This window comes from Roseomonas gilardii, from assembly GCF_001941945.1.
GTDB lineage: Bacteria > Pseudomonadota > Alphaproteobacteria > Acetobacterales > Acetobacteraceae > Roseomonas.
In genome coordinates, this window is the sequence record NZ_CP015583.1 from 615,356 (window position 1) to 632,275 (window position 16,920).

Here is a 16,920-nt window from a genome sequence, read left to right on the forward strand (position 1 = left end):
ATGACACGGTCATCCTTCTCCCGCCTCGTGGTGCTGATCGTCCTGCTCGCCGGGCTGGGCGGCGGCGGCTACTGGGCCTGGAAGCATTATCTCGGCGGCGGGGCGCAGGACGGCACGACGGCGGCCCGGAGCGGCGGGCCCGCCGGCGGCCCGGGCGGGGCGCGGCGGCGCGGGCCGGGCGGCCCCGGCGGTGGCGTGCCCGTGCCGGTCACGGCGGCGGCGGCGGAGGTGAAGGACCTGCCGCTGACCCTGGACGCGCTGGGCACGGTGACGCCGCTGAACACCATCACCGTGCGCTCCCAGGTTTCCGGCACGCTGGTCGAGGTGGCTTTCAAGGAAGGGCAGGAGGTGCGCAAGGGCGACCTCCTCGCCCGCATCGACGACCGCACCTATGTCGCGGCGCTGGAGCAGGCCAAGGCGAAGAAGGCCTATGACCAGGCGCAGCTCGCCAATGCGAAGGTGGACCTCCAGCGCTACCAGGGGCTGCTCGCGGCCAATGGCGTGACGCGGCAGCAGGTGGACACGCAGCGCGCCCAGGTGGCGATGTACGAGGCCCAGGTGGCGCAGGACCAGGCCGCCATCGACAGCGCCCAGACGCAGGTGGACTTCACCGTGATCCGCGCCCCGATCGACGGGCGGGTGGGGCTGCGGCAGGTCGATCCGGGGAACCTCGTGCAGACCTCGGACAGCAGCGGGCTGGTGACGCTGACCCAGATGCGGCCGATCACCGCCATCTTCACCATCCCGCAGCAGGAGCTGGGGCGGCTGCTGCGCGCCCAGACGGCGGGCAAGGTGCCCGTTCGGACCATCGCGGCGGGCGACGACCCGGCGGCGGCGGGGACGCTGCTGACCGTGGACAACCAGGTGGACAGCGCCACCGGCACGGTGAAGGCGCGGGCCGTGTTCCCGAACGAGGACAGCCACCTCTGGCCCGGTGCCTTCGTGAACCTGCGCATCGGCATCGAGACGGTGCCGGACGCCACGGTGGTGCCGCTGGTGTCCGTGCAGCAGGGGCCGGACGGCTCCTTCGTCTTCGTGGTGGGCGGCGACAGCAAGGTGGAGCAGCGCCCGGTGCAGCTCGGCGCGGTGACGCTGACGGAGGCGGTGATCCGCCAGGGGCTGAAACCCGGCGAGCGGGTGGTGACCTCGGGCGCGCTGCGGCTCAACCCGGGGGCCACCGTCTCGGTGGTGGACCCGGCCGCGCCGGCGCGGGAGGCCCCGGCGGTGCCCACCGCCTCGCGCCAGGGCCGCCGGCAGGCGGAGGCGGGGAGCCAGGGCGGAAGCCGGACGGGGTCCCCGGCGGGAGCCAGCAATTGAACATCGCCGCGCCCTTCATCGCCCGGCCGGTGGCGACCACGCTGCTGGCCATCGCGGTGCTGCTGGGGGGCATCCTGGGCTATCTGCGCCTGCCGGTCTCCTCACTGCCGGAGGTGGACTTCCCGACCATCGAGGTCAGCACGCAGCTTCCCGGCGCCTCGCCGGACACGGTGGCGCTGCTGGTCTCGGCGCCGCTGGAGCGGCAGTTCGCGCAGATCTCCGGCCTGACGGCGATGACCGCCGTCTCGGGGCCGGGGGTGAACCGGATCACGCTGCAGTTCCGGCTCGACAAGAGCATGGACACGGCCTCCCAGGACGTGCAGGCGGCGCTGGACGCGGCGCGGGGGACGCTGCCTTCCACGCTCCCCTATCCGCCGACCTACAGCAAGGTGAACCCGGCGGACCCGGCGATCATCACCCTGGCGCTGACCTCCGACACCCTGCCCATCGCGCGGCTGAGCGACACGGCGGACACGATCCTGGCGCAGAAGCTGGCGCAGGTGAGCGGGGTGGGGCGGGTCAGCGTGCAGGGCAACATGCGCCCCGCGGTGCGGCTGCGCGTCGATCCGCAGCGCCTCGCCGCCTATGGCATCGGGCTGGAGACGGTGCGCACCGCCATCTCCAACGCCAACCAGAACTCGCCCAAGGGCACGCTGGACGGGGCGCGGCAGGCGGCCAGCATCCTGGCCAACGACCAGATCACCACGCCGGCGGAATTCGGCGACGTCATCATCGCCTGGAAGTCCGGCGCGCCGGTGCGGCTCCGCGATGTCGGCACCTCCGTCGAGGCGCTGGAGAACGACCGCAACGGTGCCTGGTTCAACGGCCGCCCCGCCATCCTGATCGACGTGCAGCGCCAGCCGGGCGCCAATATCGTGGAGACGGTGAGCCGCATCCAGGCGCTGATGCCGGAGCTCTCGGCCACCGTCCCGGCGGGGGCGCGGCTCGCGGTCGTGTCCGACCGGACGGAGACGATCCGCGCCTCGGTGCACGAGGTGCAGCTGACCCTGGTGCTGGCCGTGGCGCTGGTGGTGGGGGTGATCTACCTCTTCCTCGGCAGCGGGCGGGCGACGCTGGTGCCGGCGGTGTCGCTGCCGCTGTCGATCATCGGCACCTTCGGCGTCATGGCGATGATGGGCTACTCGCTCGACAACCTGTCGCTGATGGCGCTGACCATCGCCACCGGCTTCGTGGTGGACGATGCGATCGTGATGATCGAGAACATCGTGCGGCTGATCGAGGAGGGAAAGAAGCCGCTGGACGCCGCCTATGAGGGGGCGCGGCAGATCGCCTTCACCATCGTCTCGCTGACCGTCTCGCTGATCGCGGTGTTCATCCCCCTGCTCTTCATGGAGGGCGTGGTCGGGCGGCTGTTCCGCGAGTTCGCCGAGACGCTGACCGCCGCCGTGCTGGTTTCCATGGTCATCTCGCTGACCCTGACGCCGATGATGTGCGCCCTGGTGCTGCGGCCCCATGCCAGGCCGGGGCTGGTGGCGCGCTGGGTGGAGAGCGGCTTCGAGCGGATGCGGCGCGGCTATGGCCGCATGCTCGCCGTCACGCTGCGGCACCAGGGGCTGACGCTGCTGGTGGCGCTGGGCACGGTGCTGCTGACCGGCTGGCTCTATATGGTGATCCCCAAGGGCTTTTTGCCGGCGCAGGACAACGGGCTGATCCAGATCACCACCGAGGCGCCGCAGGATGCCTCCTATGCCCGCGTGGCGGCCTTGCAGCAGCGGCTGGCCGAGGTGGTGCGGCAGGACCCGGCGGTCTCCTCCGTCGCGGTCACTGCCGGGGCGGGGGCGACCAACCCGGCGCAGAACACCGGCCGCATCATCGCCGTGCTGCGCCCGCGCGACGAGCGCGACGCGACGGCGCAGCAGGTGATCGCGCGGCTGCAGCCGCGGCTCGACGCGGTGCCGGGCGGCATCGCCTATCCGGTGGCGGTGCAGGACATCCAGATCGGCGCGCGGCTTTCCACCACGCAGTACCAGTACACGATGACCGATTCCGACGCGCAGCGCCTGGGCCTCTGGGCCCCGCGCGTGGTGGACCGGTTCCGCCGGATCCCCGGCCTGCGCGACGTGGCGAGCGACCAGCGCGACGACGGCGTGCGCATCGCCATCCAGGTGGACCGCGACAAGGCTTCCCGCCTCGGCGTCAGCATGGCGAACGTGGCCAATGCGCTCTACGACAATTTCGGGCAGCGGCAGATCTCCACCATCTATGGCCAGAGCAACCAGTACCGGGTGGTGATGGAGGCCTCCGATCCGGTCCGCAGCGATCCGAACATGATCGGCCAGATCCGCGTCACCGGCAGCAGCACGAGCACCGGCACGACGGATTCCGGCACCACCACGACGACCAGCGCGGAGGTGCCGCTGGCGGAGATCGCGACCTTCACCCGCACGCGCGCGCCGCTGCTGGTGACGCGGGAGAACCAGTTCCCCGCGGTGACGATCAGCTTCAACCTGGAGGAAGGCGCCTCGCTCGGCCAGGCGGTGGATGCGATCCATGCCGCCGAGGCCGAGATCGGCCTGCCGGACACCGTGCAGGGCAGCTTCGGCGGCGATGTGGCGGAGTTCAACACCTCGCTGGCCGGGCAGCCCTGGCTGATCCTGGCGGCGATCATCGTGATCTACATCACCCTGGGCGTGCTCTACGAGAGCCTGATCCACCCGGTCACCATCCTTTCCACCCTGCCTTCCGCCGGCATCGGCGCACTGCTGGCGCTGGAGCTCTGGGGGCTCGACCTGTCCGTGGTGGGGCTGATCGGCATCATCCTGCTGATGGGCATCGTGAAGAAGAACGGCATCATGGTCATCGACTTCGCGCTGGAGGCGCAGCGCGAGCGGGGGCTGTCGCCGCATGACGCTGTGGTGGAGGCCTGCCTGCTGCGCTTCCGCCCGATCATGATGACCACCGCCGCGGCGCTGCTCGGCGCGCTGCCGCTGGTGCTGTCCACGGGCATCGGGGCGGAGCTGCGGCTGCCGCTGGGCGTCTCCATCGTCGGCGGGCTGCTGCTGAGCCAGCTCATCACCCTCTTCACCACCCCGGCGGTCTATCTGGGGATGGAGCGGCTGCGGGCCATGGTGGCGCGCTGGCGCGGCGTGGACGGGACCTCCCCGGCGCCGGCGGAGTAGCGGGGCGGTGTTCTCGATCTCCGCCCCCTTCATCCGGCGGCCCATCGCCACCTTCCTGCTGGCGGTGGGGATGATGCTGGCGGGCGTCGTGGCCTTCGTGAAGCTGCCGGTCTCCGCCATGCCGCGCGTGGACCTGCCCACCATCTTCGTGCAGGTGAGCCAGCCCGGCGCCAACCCGGAGACGCTGGCGGCGACCGTGATCGCGCCACTGGAACGGCAGATCGGCGCGGTGGCGGGGATCACGGAGATGACCTCCTTCTCCTCCACCGGCACGGGCAACATCATCATCCAGTTCGACATCAGCCGGACGCAGGAAAGCGCCGCGCGCGACGTGCAGGCCGCCGTGAACGCAGCGCGGCAGGACCTGCCCTCCGGCCTGCCCAACCCGCCCTCGGTGCGCAAGATCAACCCGGCGGATGCGCCGGTGATGATCCTGGCGCTGACCTCGGACACGCTGACGCAGAGCGCGCTCTACGACGTGGCGGACAGCATCGTGGCACAGCGCCTGTCGCAGGTGGACGGCGTGGCGCAGGTGCAGGTGGGCGGGGCCGACCAGCCGGCGGTGCGCGTCGCGGTGAACCCGGATGCCGTCGCGGCGGCGGGCGTGTCGCTGGAGGACGTCCGCACCGCGATCAGCAACGCCAACGTCACCCAGGCCAACGGGCTGATCGACGGGCCGGAGCAGGCGGCCTCGATCGGGCTGAACAGCCGGCTGCTCCGGGCGCGGGACTTCCAGACGCTGATCGTCAAGGCGACGGACAAGGGCGTGGTGCGGCTTTCCGCCATCGCGCGGGTCACCGACGGCAGCCGCAACCGGCGGCAGGCGGGCTTCTTCGACAGCCGGCCCTCGGTGCTGCTGCAGGTGTACAAGCAGGCCGACGCCAACGTGCTGGAGGTGGTGGACGGCGTGCGGGCCATGGAGCCGCAACTGCTGGGCTGGGTGCCGGGCGGCGTGCAGGTCAACGTGCAGAGCGACCGCTCCGGCACCATCCGCGCCAGCGTGGAGGAGGTGGAGTTCACCCTGCTGCTCTCCATCGGCCTGGTGATCGGGGTGGTGGCGGTCTTCCTGCGGCGGCTCTCCTCGATCCTGGCGGCCAGCGCGGCGGTGCCGCTGTCCCTGCTGGCCACGCTGGTGGTGATGTGGTTCCTCGGCTATTCGCTGAACAACTTCTCGCTGATGGCGCTGACCATCGCGGTGGGCTTCGTGGTGGACGATGCCATCGTGATGATCGAGAACGTCTCCCGCCTGCGCGAGCGCGGGATGGGGCCGGTCGAGGCGGCGCTGGAAGGAGCGCGGGAGATCGGCTTCACCATCGTCTCCATCACCGTCTCGCTGGTGGCGGTCTTCCTGCCGCTGCTGGCCATGGGCGGCGTGGTCGGGCGCATCTTCCGGGAGTTCTCGGTGACGCTCGCGGTGGCGGTGCTGGTCTCGGGCGTGCTGTCGCTGACGCTGACGCCGATGATCACGGCGCATTTCGGCGGTGCCGGGCCGGAACACCCGCCGGGCCTCCTGGCGCGGGGCTTCGAGCGGGCGCTGGATGCCCTGATCGGCTTCTATCTGCGCACGCTGCGCGTGGTGCTGCATTTCCGGCGCACCGCGCTGCTGGCCACGATCGGCTTCGTGGCACTGACCATCTGGCTCTACATGGTCGTGCCCAAGAGCTTCTTTCCGGAGCAGGACACCGGCCTGATCCAGGGCTCCAGCCAGGCCGCGCCCGATACCTCCTTCGACCGGATGCTGGGGCTGCAGCAGCGGGTTGGCGAGATCATCGCGGCGGACCCGGCGGTGGCCAGCATCGGCACCACCATCGGCTCCGGCTTCAACGGCGGCACCAATTCCGGCTCCATCTTCATCCAGCTCAAGCCGCGCGAGGAGCGCAACGTCACCGCCGCCCAGGTGATCGACCGGCTGCGTGCGCCGCTCAGCCGCATCCCCGGCGTGAACGTCTTCATGCGGTCGCAGCAGGACCTTTTCATCGGCGGCCGTGGCGGCAACGCACAGTATTCCTACGTGATGCTGGGCACGGATATCGGGGAGCTGCGCGACTGGACCGAGAACATGGTCCGCAAGCTGCGCACCGTGCCGGGCATCACCGACGTGTCCTCGGACCAGGAAAGCGCGGGGCTGGTGGAACGGCTGATCATCGACCGCGACGCCGCGGCGCGCCTGGGCGTGGGGGTGGAGGACATCAGCTCCGCCTTCAACAACGCCTTCGCGCAGCGGCAGGTCTCCACCATCTACATGTCCCGCAACCAGTACCGCGTGGTGCTGGAAATCACCCCCTCCCTGCAGCAGAGCGCAACACAGTTCGACCGCGTCTTCGTGCCCGGGCGTGACGGGCCGGTGCCGCTGCTGTCCGTGGCGAAGGTGCGGCGGGAAACGGCGCCGCTGCGCGTGACGCATCGCAGCCAGTTCCCGGCCACCACCATCACCTTCAACCTCGCCGAAGGCATCTCGCTGAGCCAGGCGCAGGCGCTGGTGGCCCAGGCGGAGCGGGAGATCATGCTGCCCGCCGGCATCCGCACCCAGTATGGCGGCAATGCCGCCGCCTTCCAGGATTTCGAGAGCTCGCAGCCGTTGCTGATCCTGGCGGCGCTGGTCTCGATCTATATTGTGCTGGGCGTGCTCTACGAGAGCTACATCCATCCGCTGACGATCCTCTCCACCCTGCCCACGGCGGGGCTGGGCGCGCTGCTGGCACTGCTGGTCACCGGGACCTCCTTCAGCGTCGTGGCGCTGATCGGCGTGATCCTGCTGATGGGCATCGTGAAGAAGAACGCGATCATGCTGGTGGATTTCGCGCTGTCGCATGAGCGGGAGGAGGGCGCGTCGAGCGAGGAATCCATCCTGGCCGCCTGCCGCGACCGCTTCCGCCCGATCCTGATGACGACGCTGGCCGCGCTGTTCGGCGCGCTGCCGCTGGCGCTGGGCAGCGGGGTCGGGGCGGAGCTGCGGCAGCCGCTCGGCATCTCCATCATCGGCGGGCTGATCCTGTCGCAGCTGCTCACGCTCTACACCACGCCGGTGATCTACCTGGCGCTGGACCGCTGGCGGCTGCGTGGGCGACGCGATCCGGGGCCAGCGCGGCTGCATCCGGCGGAGTAGCGTCCGGGGACGGGCCCATAGGGCGCGCCGTCCTCTCCGCACAGGGCTGGGCTGCGCCATGCGGGACTAGGCCGGTTTTCCGGATGGGGCGCATGATCGTTTGACAGGGCGCGGCGATTTCCGGCCCCCTGTCACGCGGATCATTGCTTCGTGAGACCTGCCATGCCCGGACGCCCTCCGTACCATCCGATCGCCTGCCGCCGCGGAGGGCGCCAGCCATGAGGATCTGCGTCCTGGGGGCCGGCATCGCCGGCCTGGCGGCGGCCTATCACCTCGGGCGGGACGGGCACGAGGTTACGGTGCTGGACCGCGAGGCCGGGCCGGGGCTGGGCACCAGCAAGGCGAATGGAGGTCAGCTCAGCTACTCCTATGTCGCGCCCCTGGCGGCGCCGGGCGTGGCGCGCAAGGGCATGCACTGGATCCTCGACGGCGAGGCGCCGCTGCGGCTGAAGCCGCAGGCCGATCCCCGGCTCTGGCGCTGGCTGAAGGCCTTCCTGCGGGCCTCGCGGCGCGAGGTGTACGAGCAGGGCACGCGGGAGATGCTGGCGCTCGCCTATCACAGCCGCGGCGTGCTCGATGCGATGATGGCACGCGATCCGCTGGATTTCTCCTGGCGGCAGAACGGCAAGCTGGTGGTGTTCCGCGACGAGGGCGACCTGCGCGGCGCGGCCTCGCTGGTGGCCTACCAGGCGCGGTACGGCGCGAAGCAGCAGGTGCTGGATGCCCGCGAATGCCTGGCGCTGGAGCCCGCGCTGCGCGACACGGCGGAGAAGCTGGCGGGCGGCGTCTTCACGCCGGACGAGGCGGTGGGCGACGCGCACGGATTCTGCGAGGCGCTACGCGGCGTGCTGCGGGGCTGGCCGAACATCCGCTTCCGCTTCAACCATCCGGTGACGGCGCTGCGCCTGCGGAACGGCGCGGTGGTCGCGGCGGAAAGCCCGGCGGGGCTGGTGGAGGCAGATGCCTTCGTCCTGTCCTCCGGCATCGGGGCGCTGTCGCTGGCCGAGCCGCTGGGGCTGATGCTGCCGCTCTATCCGCTCAAGGGCTACAGCCTGACCGTGCCGACGCGGGCAGGGGACCTGCCGCCGGAGATCAGCATCACCGACGCGCACCACAAGGTGGTCTATGCGCTGCTGGACCGGGCGGCGAAGAGCGCCGAGGGGCGGCTGCGCGTGGCGGGAATGGTGGATCTCGTCGGCTTCGCCACGGATCTGGTGCAGCGCCGGCTCGATACGCTGACGCGGCAGGCGCGGGAGGTCTTCCCCGCCGCCGCCGACTGGCCGCGCGCGCAGCCCTGGGCTGGCCTGCGCCCCGCAACGCCGGACTGGAAGCCGATCCTGGGGCCGAGCGGGATCGACGGGCTTTGGCTCAACCTCGGCCATGGCGGTCTGGGCTTCACCATCGGCTGCGGCACGGGCGAGTTGCTGGCGTCGATGATCGTGGGGCGTGAGACGGGAATTCCGGCGGAGCCCTATGCCCTGGGGCGGGTGGCGCGGGCTGTGGGCGTGGCGGCATGATACTGGCCGTGAAAAAGCTCCGACTTTCGTGGCCCCGTTCCCCTGATTGTCCGGTACCGGTCCGCATGGTTGTCTCGCACAGATCAGCCATAGGTGCGTCCTGCGCTGGATCAGGTGATCAGGCGCCCTGCGCCTGTCCTTTGCCATAGTCGAACTTGGGCATGAGGTAGCCGAGCTGGCTGATGCCGGTGAGTGCCACGAGCTGCTCCGGCACATCCCACAGGGAACCTTCCAGCGCGCTCTTCCAGACGAAGAGCGCGATGAGGAGCACTGTCCAGAACAGCATCTGCGCCCTCGATATGGAAAGCTCTGCGGGCTTGTCGTAGGGAAAATTGCGGATGAGGTCCGATAGGCTTGGCTTTGCCGGTAGTGACGGTCGCTGGTTCGGGGCAGGTGGCGGCCCGTCCGAAGCTAGGTAACTCATGCCGCCGGTCACCAAGGAAAGGCCCATAAGGACGACCAGGGTGTTGGGCACCGACGGAACCTCGACCCGGATGAGGCCGTAGAAGAAGACCGCCGCGCCGATCGCAAGCGTCCAGAGGGCGAGTTGGACCTTGGAGAGCGAAAGATGACCATCGGTGGAACAGAGCAGGTAGAAAAGCGCCTCGTCGGCGGCCGGGGCCACGGGGCCGGGCGCCCTGGGCCTGCGGAGAAGATCGCGCGCAATCCTGCGAGCCCAGCCGGGCGGTCTGGCCATGGCGAAGATGAGAGCGACCAGCGACAGGATCACCGTCAGCGTCCAGAACCAAGCCTGCACGGGCTGGCCTATATTGACTCGAGGGCCGATCGCCTGGACCGGTGGGTCGGCCGCTTCCGCTTCTGTGGCGTTTTCCTTGGCGTTCCAGCGAAGGACAGGCTCGACCCGGCGCATCGGCTTGTACCATTCGATCGGATAGGGCCGCAGGTCAAACAGGAGTACCGTGCCGCAACGGGTGATGCTCTGCCCTTCGGCTTTCACCGTCGCGATCTGGTTGGGCACGACGAGAAGGGGCTTCAGCGGCATGTCTTCGCCAGACAGGGCTTCCGTGATGGCATGAGGCGCACGGAGCAGGAGGTGGGGCGCATTGGCCAAGGTCACCCTGGTGTCCACAAAGACCTGGAACGGCGCCGAGGTGAGTTGCCCATCCTTCAGGCTCATCGAGATGCCGTTCCGGGTTTCCGTGGCCGTGCACTGGGACCGCGCGGAAGACGGCAGAAGCAGAGCGAATGCCAAGCCGAGGAGTAGGAGCCAAGTTCGCCATGCGGACGAATGCCTGGCTATGAACCGGGCGTTGGAGAGAATGCGCATTCGAAGGAGCCCTGTTGCCGGACCCGGCACAGGGAAATCTAGCACCCAGGCGATGGCGGGGCAGCTATTAGTTTTGATATAGGAACAAATAGACTGGCTCAGCCAGGGGCGGGCTCAGGTGGTCAGCCCCGGGACTCGGCCTCCGCCATCCGCTCGCGGCGGGAGAGAAGGTGCGTGCGAGATGTCCCGGCCAGGACGCCCTGCACCGGCTACATCATCCGCCACAGCTCAGCGGCGGGACTTGCCGCGCTCGATCTCGCGCTCCAGGGCGCTGCGCTCGGTCTGGCCGGAGCGGCGGGCGATCTCGCGCACGATGGCGGGGGAAACGCGGTGGCGCTTGGCCAGATAGGCGATGGTGTCCTCCAGGCCCTCCGGCGGGGCTGCCGGTTCCGCGGCGGGTTTGGGCTTCGGCTTGGTCTGCTGGGACACGGGACTGCACCTGGAAGAGAGGAAGAGGGGAAGACCGGGTGGAATGTCAGGCCGGCATGGCGTTCCGGCCGAGGACGCTGGTCGGGCTCAGGCGCATCTCGCTTTCGCGCACGACACGTTCCTGGCCGTCCTGGCCCTGACGGACGCGATACTCGCGGTCCGGCGAATCGTTCGGCAGGAGGCGGGTGATGGTGTAGCGGCCCCGGGCCTCATGCGGATTGAAAAGATGGGGAACCAGTTCGACCTCGTCGCCGATCTGGAAACGGTGGTTCGCCATGGGTTTTCCTTCCAGGCTGCGAAGCCTGTCGTGGATGTCCGGTGCCCCCCTCGTGGGGGCGATCCGGTATCCGGACGGGCCGTGCCCGCCGGTTCCAGGGAGGGGAAAACCCCTCCCCGGCACGTCATGCCGCGCGGATATTGCCGGCGGAGACGCGGCCCTGCTGGCCCTGGACGAGCTCGTATTCGAGCTTGTCGCCCTCGCGGGGCTCCTGGATGCCGGCGCGCTGCACGTCGGAGATATGAAGGAACACATCCTTCGAGCCGTCATCCGGCTGGATGAAGCCGAAGCCCTTGGTGCTGTTGAACCACTTGACGGTGCCTGAGGCCATGATGGGATTTCCGCTTCCAACGGAGGCCGGGGCGCGACATGCGCACCGGATCGGCTTCGAGGGGAGCGGACACCGAGCTCAACGCTCGGAGGAGCAAGGAGAACAGGCCGGCACGACGAGACTGACGCGAGGAACATGGGCTCGCGGAACGGGTTTTGCAAGTGACGGCTGCGCCGGTGCGCCATGCGCCCGAAGGGTATGCCACGGGGGCATGCCGCCATGGGAGCCGGGCTCAGGCGATCTCCCGGATCAGCTTGGCGCGCAGTGCGCGGGCGAAGTCGGCCCGGGATTCCGCGGTCATGACGAAGGCGCCAGGGCCGGCGATGACGGTGGCCTCATAGGTCTGGCGCAGGCCGGGGCGGCCGCCCTCGATGGCCAAGGCGTTGATCACGATGCCCCGGGCCTCGGCCTCCCGCCGCGCCTCCTCGATGGGGCGCAGGCTGCGCATGTCGGGCGCGTCCCCGGACACGTCGATCACCTGCTCATCCACCCGCCACGGCGCGGCGGCGAGCAGGCGCGCGGAATGCTCCACGGCGTCGCCGATGGCGTTCCAGGATTGCGGCGAACGGGGCGCGGCCATCACGGCGCCGGCCATGTCCCGGGCAGCGGCGGCGCCGTCGATGCGATGCCAGTCCACCACCGTGGCCGCCCCGCCCGGGGCGCCCCATTCCACCACGGCGATGCCGATGGCGCCGAGCGGGCCGGAATTGATCGCCGCCAGCACATCGGGATGGGTGATGGCCTGGGCGCAGCCCTCGCGCTGGAGGCGGAACTCGTCGGCATCGATGCTGCCGGAAGCGTCGATGGCCAGGACCAGCAGCAGGTCGATCACCCGCCCCTCGGCCCGCGCGGGCGTGGCGCCGGCCAGGGGGGAGAGGGCAGCGGGCAGGAGCAAGGCTTCGCGGCGGCGCCACTGGGGGCGGCGTGGGGGTGAGAGATGGTCCGCCATGCCGGGCGCCTCCTGTCCGGATCGGGAGGAGCGTTCGGGCTGGGGGCGGGGATGTCAAATGGATTTGCCGTGGCGGGCCCCCGCCATCCAGCCGGCCGCCGGGGGGCTGCCCCCCGGCGGCCGGCACGGCGTCAGGCCGCCGGAGCGGGCTCCGCATTGGTGCGCGTCAGGCGCGTGAGCATGGCGGCGATCAGCGGCATGCCGATGCGGTTCGGGTCCGTCATCAGCGATTCCGGGTGGAACTGCACCGCCGCGATGGGCAGGCGCTTGTGTTCCACGGCCATGACGACGCCGTCCTCGGTCTCGGCGGTGACGGCGATCTCCTCCGGCAGCACGAGGCGGCGGGCGTGCAGGGAGTGGTATCGCCCCACAGCGAACTCTTCCGGCAGGTCCTGGAGGAAGCGGCTGTCCTTGCGGTGGATCAGCGAGGGCTTGCCGTGCATGGGCCGCTCCAGAACGTCCAGCGCACCGCCGAAATGCTCGACGATGCCCTGCAGGCCGAGACAGACGCCGAAGGCGGGCAGCCTGCGTTCCACCAGCAGGTCCAGCGTCTCGGTCATCGCGAAATCCGAGGGGCGGCCCGGGCCGGGGGACAGCACCACGAGGTCGATGCCGTCGGCGCCCTCGCGCAGCCGCTCCCGCGCCAGTTCGGGGCGCATCGTCGTGACCTCGGCCCCGGCGGCGCGGAAATAGCTGGCCAGAGTGTGCACGAAGCTGTCCTCGTGATCGACCAGCAGGACGCGCGGGCTGTGGCCCAGCAGTTCGGCCGGGGCCGGGCGCTGCGGCGGGGCCGGGGGCGTGGCGCCCTTGATGGCGGCGAACATGGCGCTGGCCTTCAGGCGGCACTCGGCCTCCTCCGCCGCCGGATCGCTGTCATGCAACAGCGTGGCGCCCGCGCGCACCTCGGCCACGCCGTCCTTCAGGCGGATGGTGCGCAGCGTCAGGCCGGTGTTCATGTTGCCGTCGAAGGTGGTGCGCCCGATGGCGCCGCCATACCAGCGGCGGGCGGAACGCTCCTCGTTCTCGACATGGCGGATCGCCCAGGTCTTGGGCGCGCCCGTCACCGTCACCGCCCAGGCATGGGAGAGGAAGCCGTCCAGCGCGTCCATCTCCGGCAGCAGCTCGCCCTCCACATGGTCCACCGTGTGGATCAGGCGGGAATACATCTCGATCTGGCGGCGGCCGATGACCTTGACGCTGCCGGGCACGCAGACGCGCGACTTGTCGTTGCGGTCCACATCCGTGCACATGGTCAGCTCGCTCTCCTCCTTGCGGGAGTTGAGCAAGGTGCGGATGTTCTCGGCATCCTCCAGCGCGTCGCGGCCGCGCCTGATCGTGCCGCTGATCGGGCAGGTCTCGATGCGCCGTCCCTCGACGCGCACGAACATCTCGGGGCTGGCGGCGACCAGGAACTCGCCCTCGCCGAGATTCATCAGCGCGCCATAGGGGGCGGGATTCACGCGGCGCAGCCGGTCGAAGAGCTCGCTCGGCGCATCGGCGCAGGGGGTGGCGAAGGTCTGGCCGAGCACGACCTCGAACAGGTCGCCGCGGGCGAAGGCCTCGCGCGCGCGCTCGACCATCGCGGCGTATTCGCCGGGGCCGTAGTCGCTGCGGATCTCGCCGTCCTTCTGCGTGCCGGGGCGATAGGGATCGGCGGGCGTCCCGCGCGGCAGGCCCTCGGTGGCGGCGCCGTCCAGGGTGAACTCGTAGCGGTGGCGCTCGGCGGTGCCGCGCATGTGGTCCACCACCAGCACCTCGTCCGGCAGGAAGAGGACGAGGTCGCGCTGGTCCGCGGCGCGGGGCAGGCGGAGGTTCATCGGCTCGAACTGGAAGACCAAGTCGTAGCCGAAGGCGCCGTAGAGGCCGAGATGCTCGTCCTCGCGCGAGCGGAACAGCTCGCCCAGGCGGCGCAGCACGGAGAAGACGGAGGGCTGGCGGGAGCGCTGCTCCTCCGGGAAGCGGCCTTCCGGCTGGCGCAGGCGGGCGAAGAGCCGGGTCGCGGAGGCTTCCGACTCCCCGACCTCGGCCATGCCGCGCAGGGCGGGGGCGATGGCGCGCAGCAGGATCTCGCCGCGCTCGTTGAGCGCCGTGACGGTGACCTCGCGACCCCGGGCGGTGAGCATCACCGGCGGGTCGGAAAAGCCCATGTCGAGGCGGGTGTAGCGGCCGGGGAACTCGAAGGAGGAGGAGAGCAGCACGCCGCGCTGGCGATCGAGGCGCTTCGCCAGATCCGGCATCAGCGTCGCGGCATCGGCGGCGAGGGTCTCCCGCCGGACGGTCAATCCGCCTTCGGTGCGGTAGCTGGTCTGGGACATCGTGGACGCCTGCATCTCGACTCCGGGGTGGCTGGGCGGCCTCGGGGTCCGGGAAGGCTGGCAGGGGATATGAGAAAGGCCGCCCGGATCTCCGAGGCGGCCTTGAAACGTGGGAACGCGCGGGCCGCCTGTTCTACAGGGGCCACCACCAGCGGCTGGAGGGTTTGCGCGTGATCATGGCGGATTAGGTAGCCCGTGGCGCGGGGCGGTGCAAGGGGGCACTCGTTGCATCGCGTCCTCGCCGATAATCACCGGCTGGGGGCAAGGCATAGCCTGGCTCGCGGACCTCACTCCGCCCGAACGCTTCATTCCAGCGTAATGCCACGGGTACGGATGACATCACCCCACTTCGCGGATTCCGTGGCGAGATAGGCGGGCCATTCCTCCGGCGTGCCGGGCTGGAGCACGTAGCCGTTGGCGAGCAGCTTGTCGCGCACGGCGGGGGCCTGGAGGGCGGCGGCGACGCCGGCGTTGAGGCGGCGGATGATGGTTTCCGGGGTCTGAGCGGGAGCGAAGAGGGCGTAGTCGGTGTTGCACTCGAAGCCGACGACGCCGGCCTCGGCGACGGTAGGGATCTCAGGCGTGAGGGCGAGGCGGTCGCGGCTGCCGATGGCCAGGGCGCGCATCTCGCCGGAGCGGAGATAGGGGAGCACGGTGACCACGTCGAGGAAGGCCATGTCCACTTCTCTCGCCAGCATGGCCTGGAGCATCGGAGCGCCGCCGCGATAGGTGATGTTCTCCACCTGGATGCCTGCCATCTTGAGGAAGAGCTCGGGGGCGAGGTGGCCGGAACTGCCGGCGCCGGGCGAGGCATAGGTCATCTTGCCGGGAGCGGCTTTGGCCGCCGCGATCAGATCGGCGACGGAGCGGATCGGCGAGTCCCTGTGGACGCAGAGGTAGGCGGCGATGGTGGCGATCCTGCCGACCGGGGCGAAGCTGCGCTCGTCGTCGTAGCCGCGGTTGGGGAAGAGGTGGCGCGCCATCGCATAGGTGGAGTTTACGCCCATCAGCAGCGTGTAGCCGTCCGGCCGGGCGCGGGCGACGCTGGCATGGCCGATGGTTCCGCTGGCGCCGGCGCGATTCTCCACCACGAAGCTCTGACCGAATTCCTTGGAAAACTGCTCGGCCAGGAGGCGGGCAACATAGTCCGTGCCACCGCCGGGCGCCCAGGCAACGACCGTGGTGACGGGACGTGCGGGATAGGTGTCCGTCTTCTGGCCGAAGGCCGTGCCGGGGGTGACGGCGGCGAGGCCCGCCGCGCCCAGGAAACCCGCGCCGAGGGCGCGCCGCGTCAGGATCATTTGGATCTCTTCTCCCTTTCGGTGCCTATGCCGGCATCTCCGTTTGCCAGACCTATGTTAACTGGAATGATATTCCAAGTGGAATATTGATCCATTTTAAGGAAGAGTGGCAAACTGTTGCGACAAGAGAGGAGGCCCGCCCATGACAGGTGTCCGCGAGCGGCCGCTCGCCATCCTGGAACTGCTCGCTCCACATCCCGGCGGGCTGGCGCTGCATACCGTAGCGGATCGACTGGACATTCCGCGCAGCGCCACGCATCGGCTGCTGGGGGAACTGCGATCCAGCGGCTACGTGCGGCAGGACGAGGAGGGCGGGCCTTACCGGCTGACGGCACGGATCGCCTCGTTGGCCTTCACCTATCTCTCGGCCAACGGGATCACCGACATCGCGCAACCGATCCTGGACGGGCTGGCGGAGCAGGCGGGCGAGCTGGCGCGGCTGGCGGTGATCGATGGTGACCGTCTGACCTGGGTGGGAAAGGCGCAGGGTGCGCGCTACGGGCTGCGCTACGACCCCGACCCGGATACGGGGGCGGAGGTCCTGCTGTCCTGTACCGCGAACGGTCATGCCTGGCTGTCCTGCCTCGAAGACGAGGCGGCGCTGTCCCTGGTGGCACGCCAGGGCTTTGCGCCGGAGCGCCGCGGCCCCGGGGCGCCCGCGACGGTGGCGGCATTGCTGGAGGCGTTGGGCCAGACGCGGGAGCGGGGCTTTGCCCTGGTGCGCGACGCCTACGAGGCCGGGACCTCGGCCATGGCAGCGCCGATCCGCCCACCCGCTGGGGGCGCAACCTGCGGCACAGTGAGCCTCGCCGGGCCGAGCGCGCGGATGACGGAGGCGCGGATGCGTGCGCTGGCGCCGCTCCTGTTGGCAGCAGCGGCGGAGCTGGGAGCTTCGGCAGGCGGCTCGCCGCTTTTCGCCCCGGCGCTGCGGCGTGTGGCGTGAGAGGAGC

General features: G+C 70.1%; 12 protein-coding genes. 5 read left to right on the forward strand and 7 right to left on the reverse strand.

Annotation, left to right across the window (positions count from 1 at the left end; genetic code table 11):
• The 4 genes from RGI145_RS02700 to RGI145_RS02715 all read left to right on the forward strand — a co-directional run bounded on the left by RGI145_RS02700 (position 1) and on the right by RGI145_RS02715 (position 9,080).
• The gene (locus tag RGI145_RS02700; protein ID WP_156878410.1) at positions 1 to 1,317 is read left to right on the forward strand and encodes an efflux RND transporter periplasmic adaptor subunit; all 1,317 of its coding nucleotides are present in this window, start codon (positions 1 to 3) and stop codon (positions 1,315 to 1,317) included.
• The gene (locus tag RGI145_RS02705; protein WP_075797133.1) at positions 1,314 to 4,457 is read left to right on the forward strand and encodes an efflux RND transporter permease subunit; all 3,144 of its coding nucleotides are present in this window, start codon (positions 1,314 to 1,316) and stop codon (positions 4,455 to 4,457) included. Before RGI145_RS02700 ends, RGI145_RS02705 begins: the two co-directional genes overlap by 4 nt.
• 7 nt (positions 4,458 to 4,464) lie before the next feature.
• Positions 4,465 to 7,563, forward strand: a complete 3,099-nt coding sequence (locus RGI145_RS02710) for an efflux RND transporter permease subunit (RefSeq protein ID WP_075797134.1) — start codon at positions 4,465 to 4,467, stop codon at positions 7,561 to 7,563.
• Between the two features lie 218 nt (positions 7,564 to 7,781).
• The gene (locus RGI145_RS02715) at positions 7,782 to 9,080 is read left to right on the forward strand and encodes a D-amino acid dehydrogenase (protein ID WP_075797135.1); all 1,299 of its coding nucleotides are present in this window, start codon (positions 7,782 to 7,784) and stop codon (positions 9,078 to 9,080) included.
• A 118-nt stretch (positions 9,081 to 9,198) separates the two neighbouring features.
• On the opposite strand, the gene RGI145_RS02720 is transcribed toward RGI145_RS02715, so the two are convergent.
• From RGI145_RS02720 to RGI145_RS02750, 7 genes are all read right to left on the reverse strand, one after another.
• Positions 9,199 to 10,218 carry a hypothetical protein gene (locus RGI145_RS02720; RefSeq protein WP_075797136.1) on the reverse strand — a complete coding sequence of 340 codons (1,020 nt, stop codon included), beginning with the start codon at positions 10,216 to 10,218 and terminating at the stop codon, positions 9,199 to 9,201.
• A 378-nt stretch (positions 10,219 to 10,596) separates the two neighbouring features.
• On the reverse strand, positions 10,597 to 10,797 hold the full coding sequence (locus RGI145_RS02725; RefSeq protein WP_019461092.1) for a hypothetical protein: 201 nt from the start codon (positions 10,795 to 10,797) through the stop codon (positions 10,597 to 10,599).
• 46 nt (positions 10,798 to 10,843) lie between these two features.
• Positions 10,844 to 11,074, reverse strand: coding sequence for a hypothetical protein (locus tag RGI145_RS02730; RefSeq protein ID WP_075797137.1), 231 nt, complete (start codon positions 11,072 to 11,074; stop codon positions 10,844 to 10,846).
• 124 nt (positions 11,075 to 11,198) lie between these two features.
• Positions 11,199 to 11,405 carry a cold-shock protein gene (locus tag RGI145_RS02735; RefSeq protein WP_075797138.1) on the reverse strand — a complete coding sequence of 69 codons (207 nt, stop codon included), beginning with the start codon at positions 11,403 to 11,405 and terminating at the stop codon, positions 11,199 to 11,201.
• Positions 11,406 to 11,637: 232 nt separating this feature from the next.
• Complete coding sequence (locus RGI145_RS02740; protein ID WP_075797139.1) at positions 11,638 to 12,354, reverse strand: DUF1194 domain-containing protein; 717 nt, start codon at positions 12,352 to 12,354, stop codon at positions 11,638 to 11,640.
• 131 nt (positions 12,355 to 12,485) lie between these two features.
• The gene (locus tag RGI145_RS02745) at positions 12,486 to 14,669 is read right to left on the reverse strand and encodes an anthranilate synthase component I (RefSeq protein ID WP_075799772.1); all 2,184 of its coding nucleotides are present in this window, start codon (positions 14,667 to 14,669) and stop codon (positions 12,486 to 12,488) included.
• Positions 14,670 to 14,974: 305 nt separating this feature from the next.
• A complete protein-coding gene (locus RGI145_RS02750) occupies positions 14,975 to 15,970 on the reverse strand; it encodes a Bug family tripartite tricarboxylate transporter substrate binding protein (protein ID WP_075797140.1) in 996 nt (331 codons plus the stop codon).
• A 142-nt stretch (positions 15,971 to 16,112) separates the two neighbouring features.
• Between RGI145_RS02750 and RGI145_RS02755 the strand changes: the two genes are divergently transcribed.
• Positions 16,113 to 16,913: an IclR family transcriptional regulator gene (locus RGI145_RS02755; protein ID WP_075797141.1), complete on the forward strand. Its 801-nt coding sequence runs from the start codon at positions 16,113 to 16,115 to the stop codon at positions 16,911 to 16,913.
• Positions 16,914 to 16,920: the final 7 nt, after the last annotated feature.

Bases quoted from the DNA above. Each gene is read 5' to 3' on its own strand.
- RGI145_RS02700 (WP_156878410.1), top strand. From the start codon at position 1: ATGACACGGTCATCCTTCTCCCGCCTCGTGGTGCTGATCGTCCTGCTC.
- RGI145_RS02715 (WP_075797135.1), top strand. From the start codon at position 7,782: ATGAGGATCTGCGTCCTGGGGGCCGGCATCGCCGGCCTGGCGGCGGCC.
- RGI145_RS02720 (WP_075797136.1), bottom strand. From the start codon at position 10,218: ATGAGCCTGAAGGATGGGCAACTCACCTCGGCGCCGTTCCAGGTCTTT.
- RGI145_RS02730 (WP_075797137.1), bottom strand. From the start codon at position 11,074: ATGGCGAACCACCGTTTCCAGATCGGCGACGAGGTCGAACTGGTTCCC.
- RGI145_RS02735 (WP_075797138.1), bottom strand. From the start codon at position 11,405: ATGGCCTCAGGCACCGTCAAGTGGTTCAACAGCACCAAGGGCTTCGGC.
- RGI145_RS02740 (WP_075797139.1), bottom strand. From the start codon at position 12,354: ATGGCGGACCATCTCTCACCCCCACGCCGCCCCCAGTGGCGCCGCCGC.
- RGI145_RS02745 (WP_075799772.1), bottom strand. From the start codon at position 14,669: ATGTCCCAGACCAGCTACCGCACCGAAGGCGGATTGACCGTCCGGCGG.
- RGI145_RS02750 (WP_075797140.1), bottom strand. From the start codon at position 15,970: ATGATCCTGACGCGGCGCGCCCTCGGCGCGGGTTTCCTGGGCGCGGCG.
- RGI145_RS02755 (WP_075797141.1), top strand. From the start codon at position 16,113: ATGACAGGTGTCCGCGAGCGGCCGCTCGCCATCCTGGAACTGCTCGCT.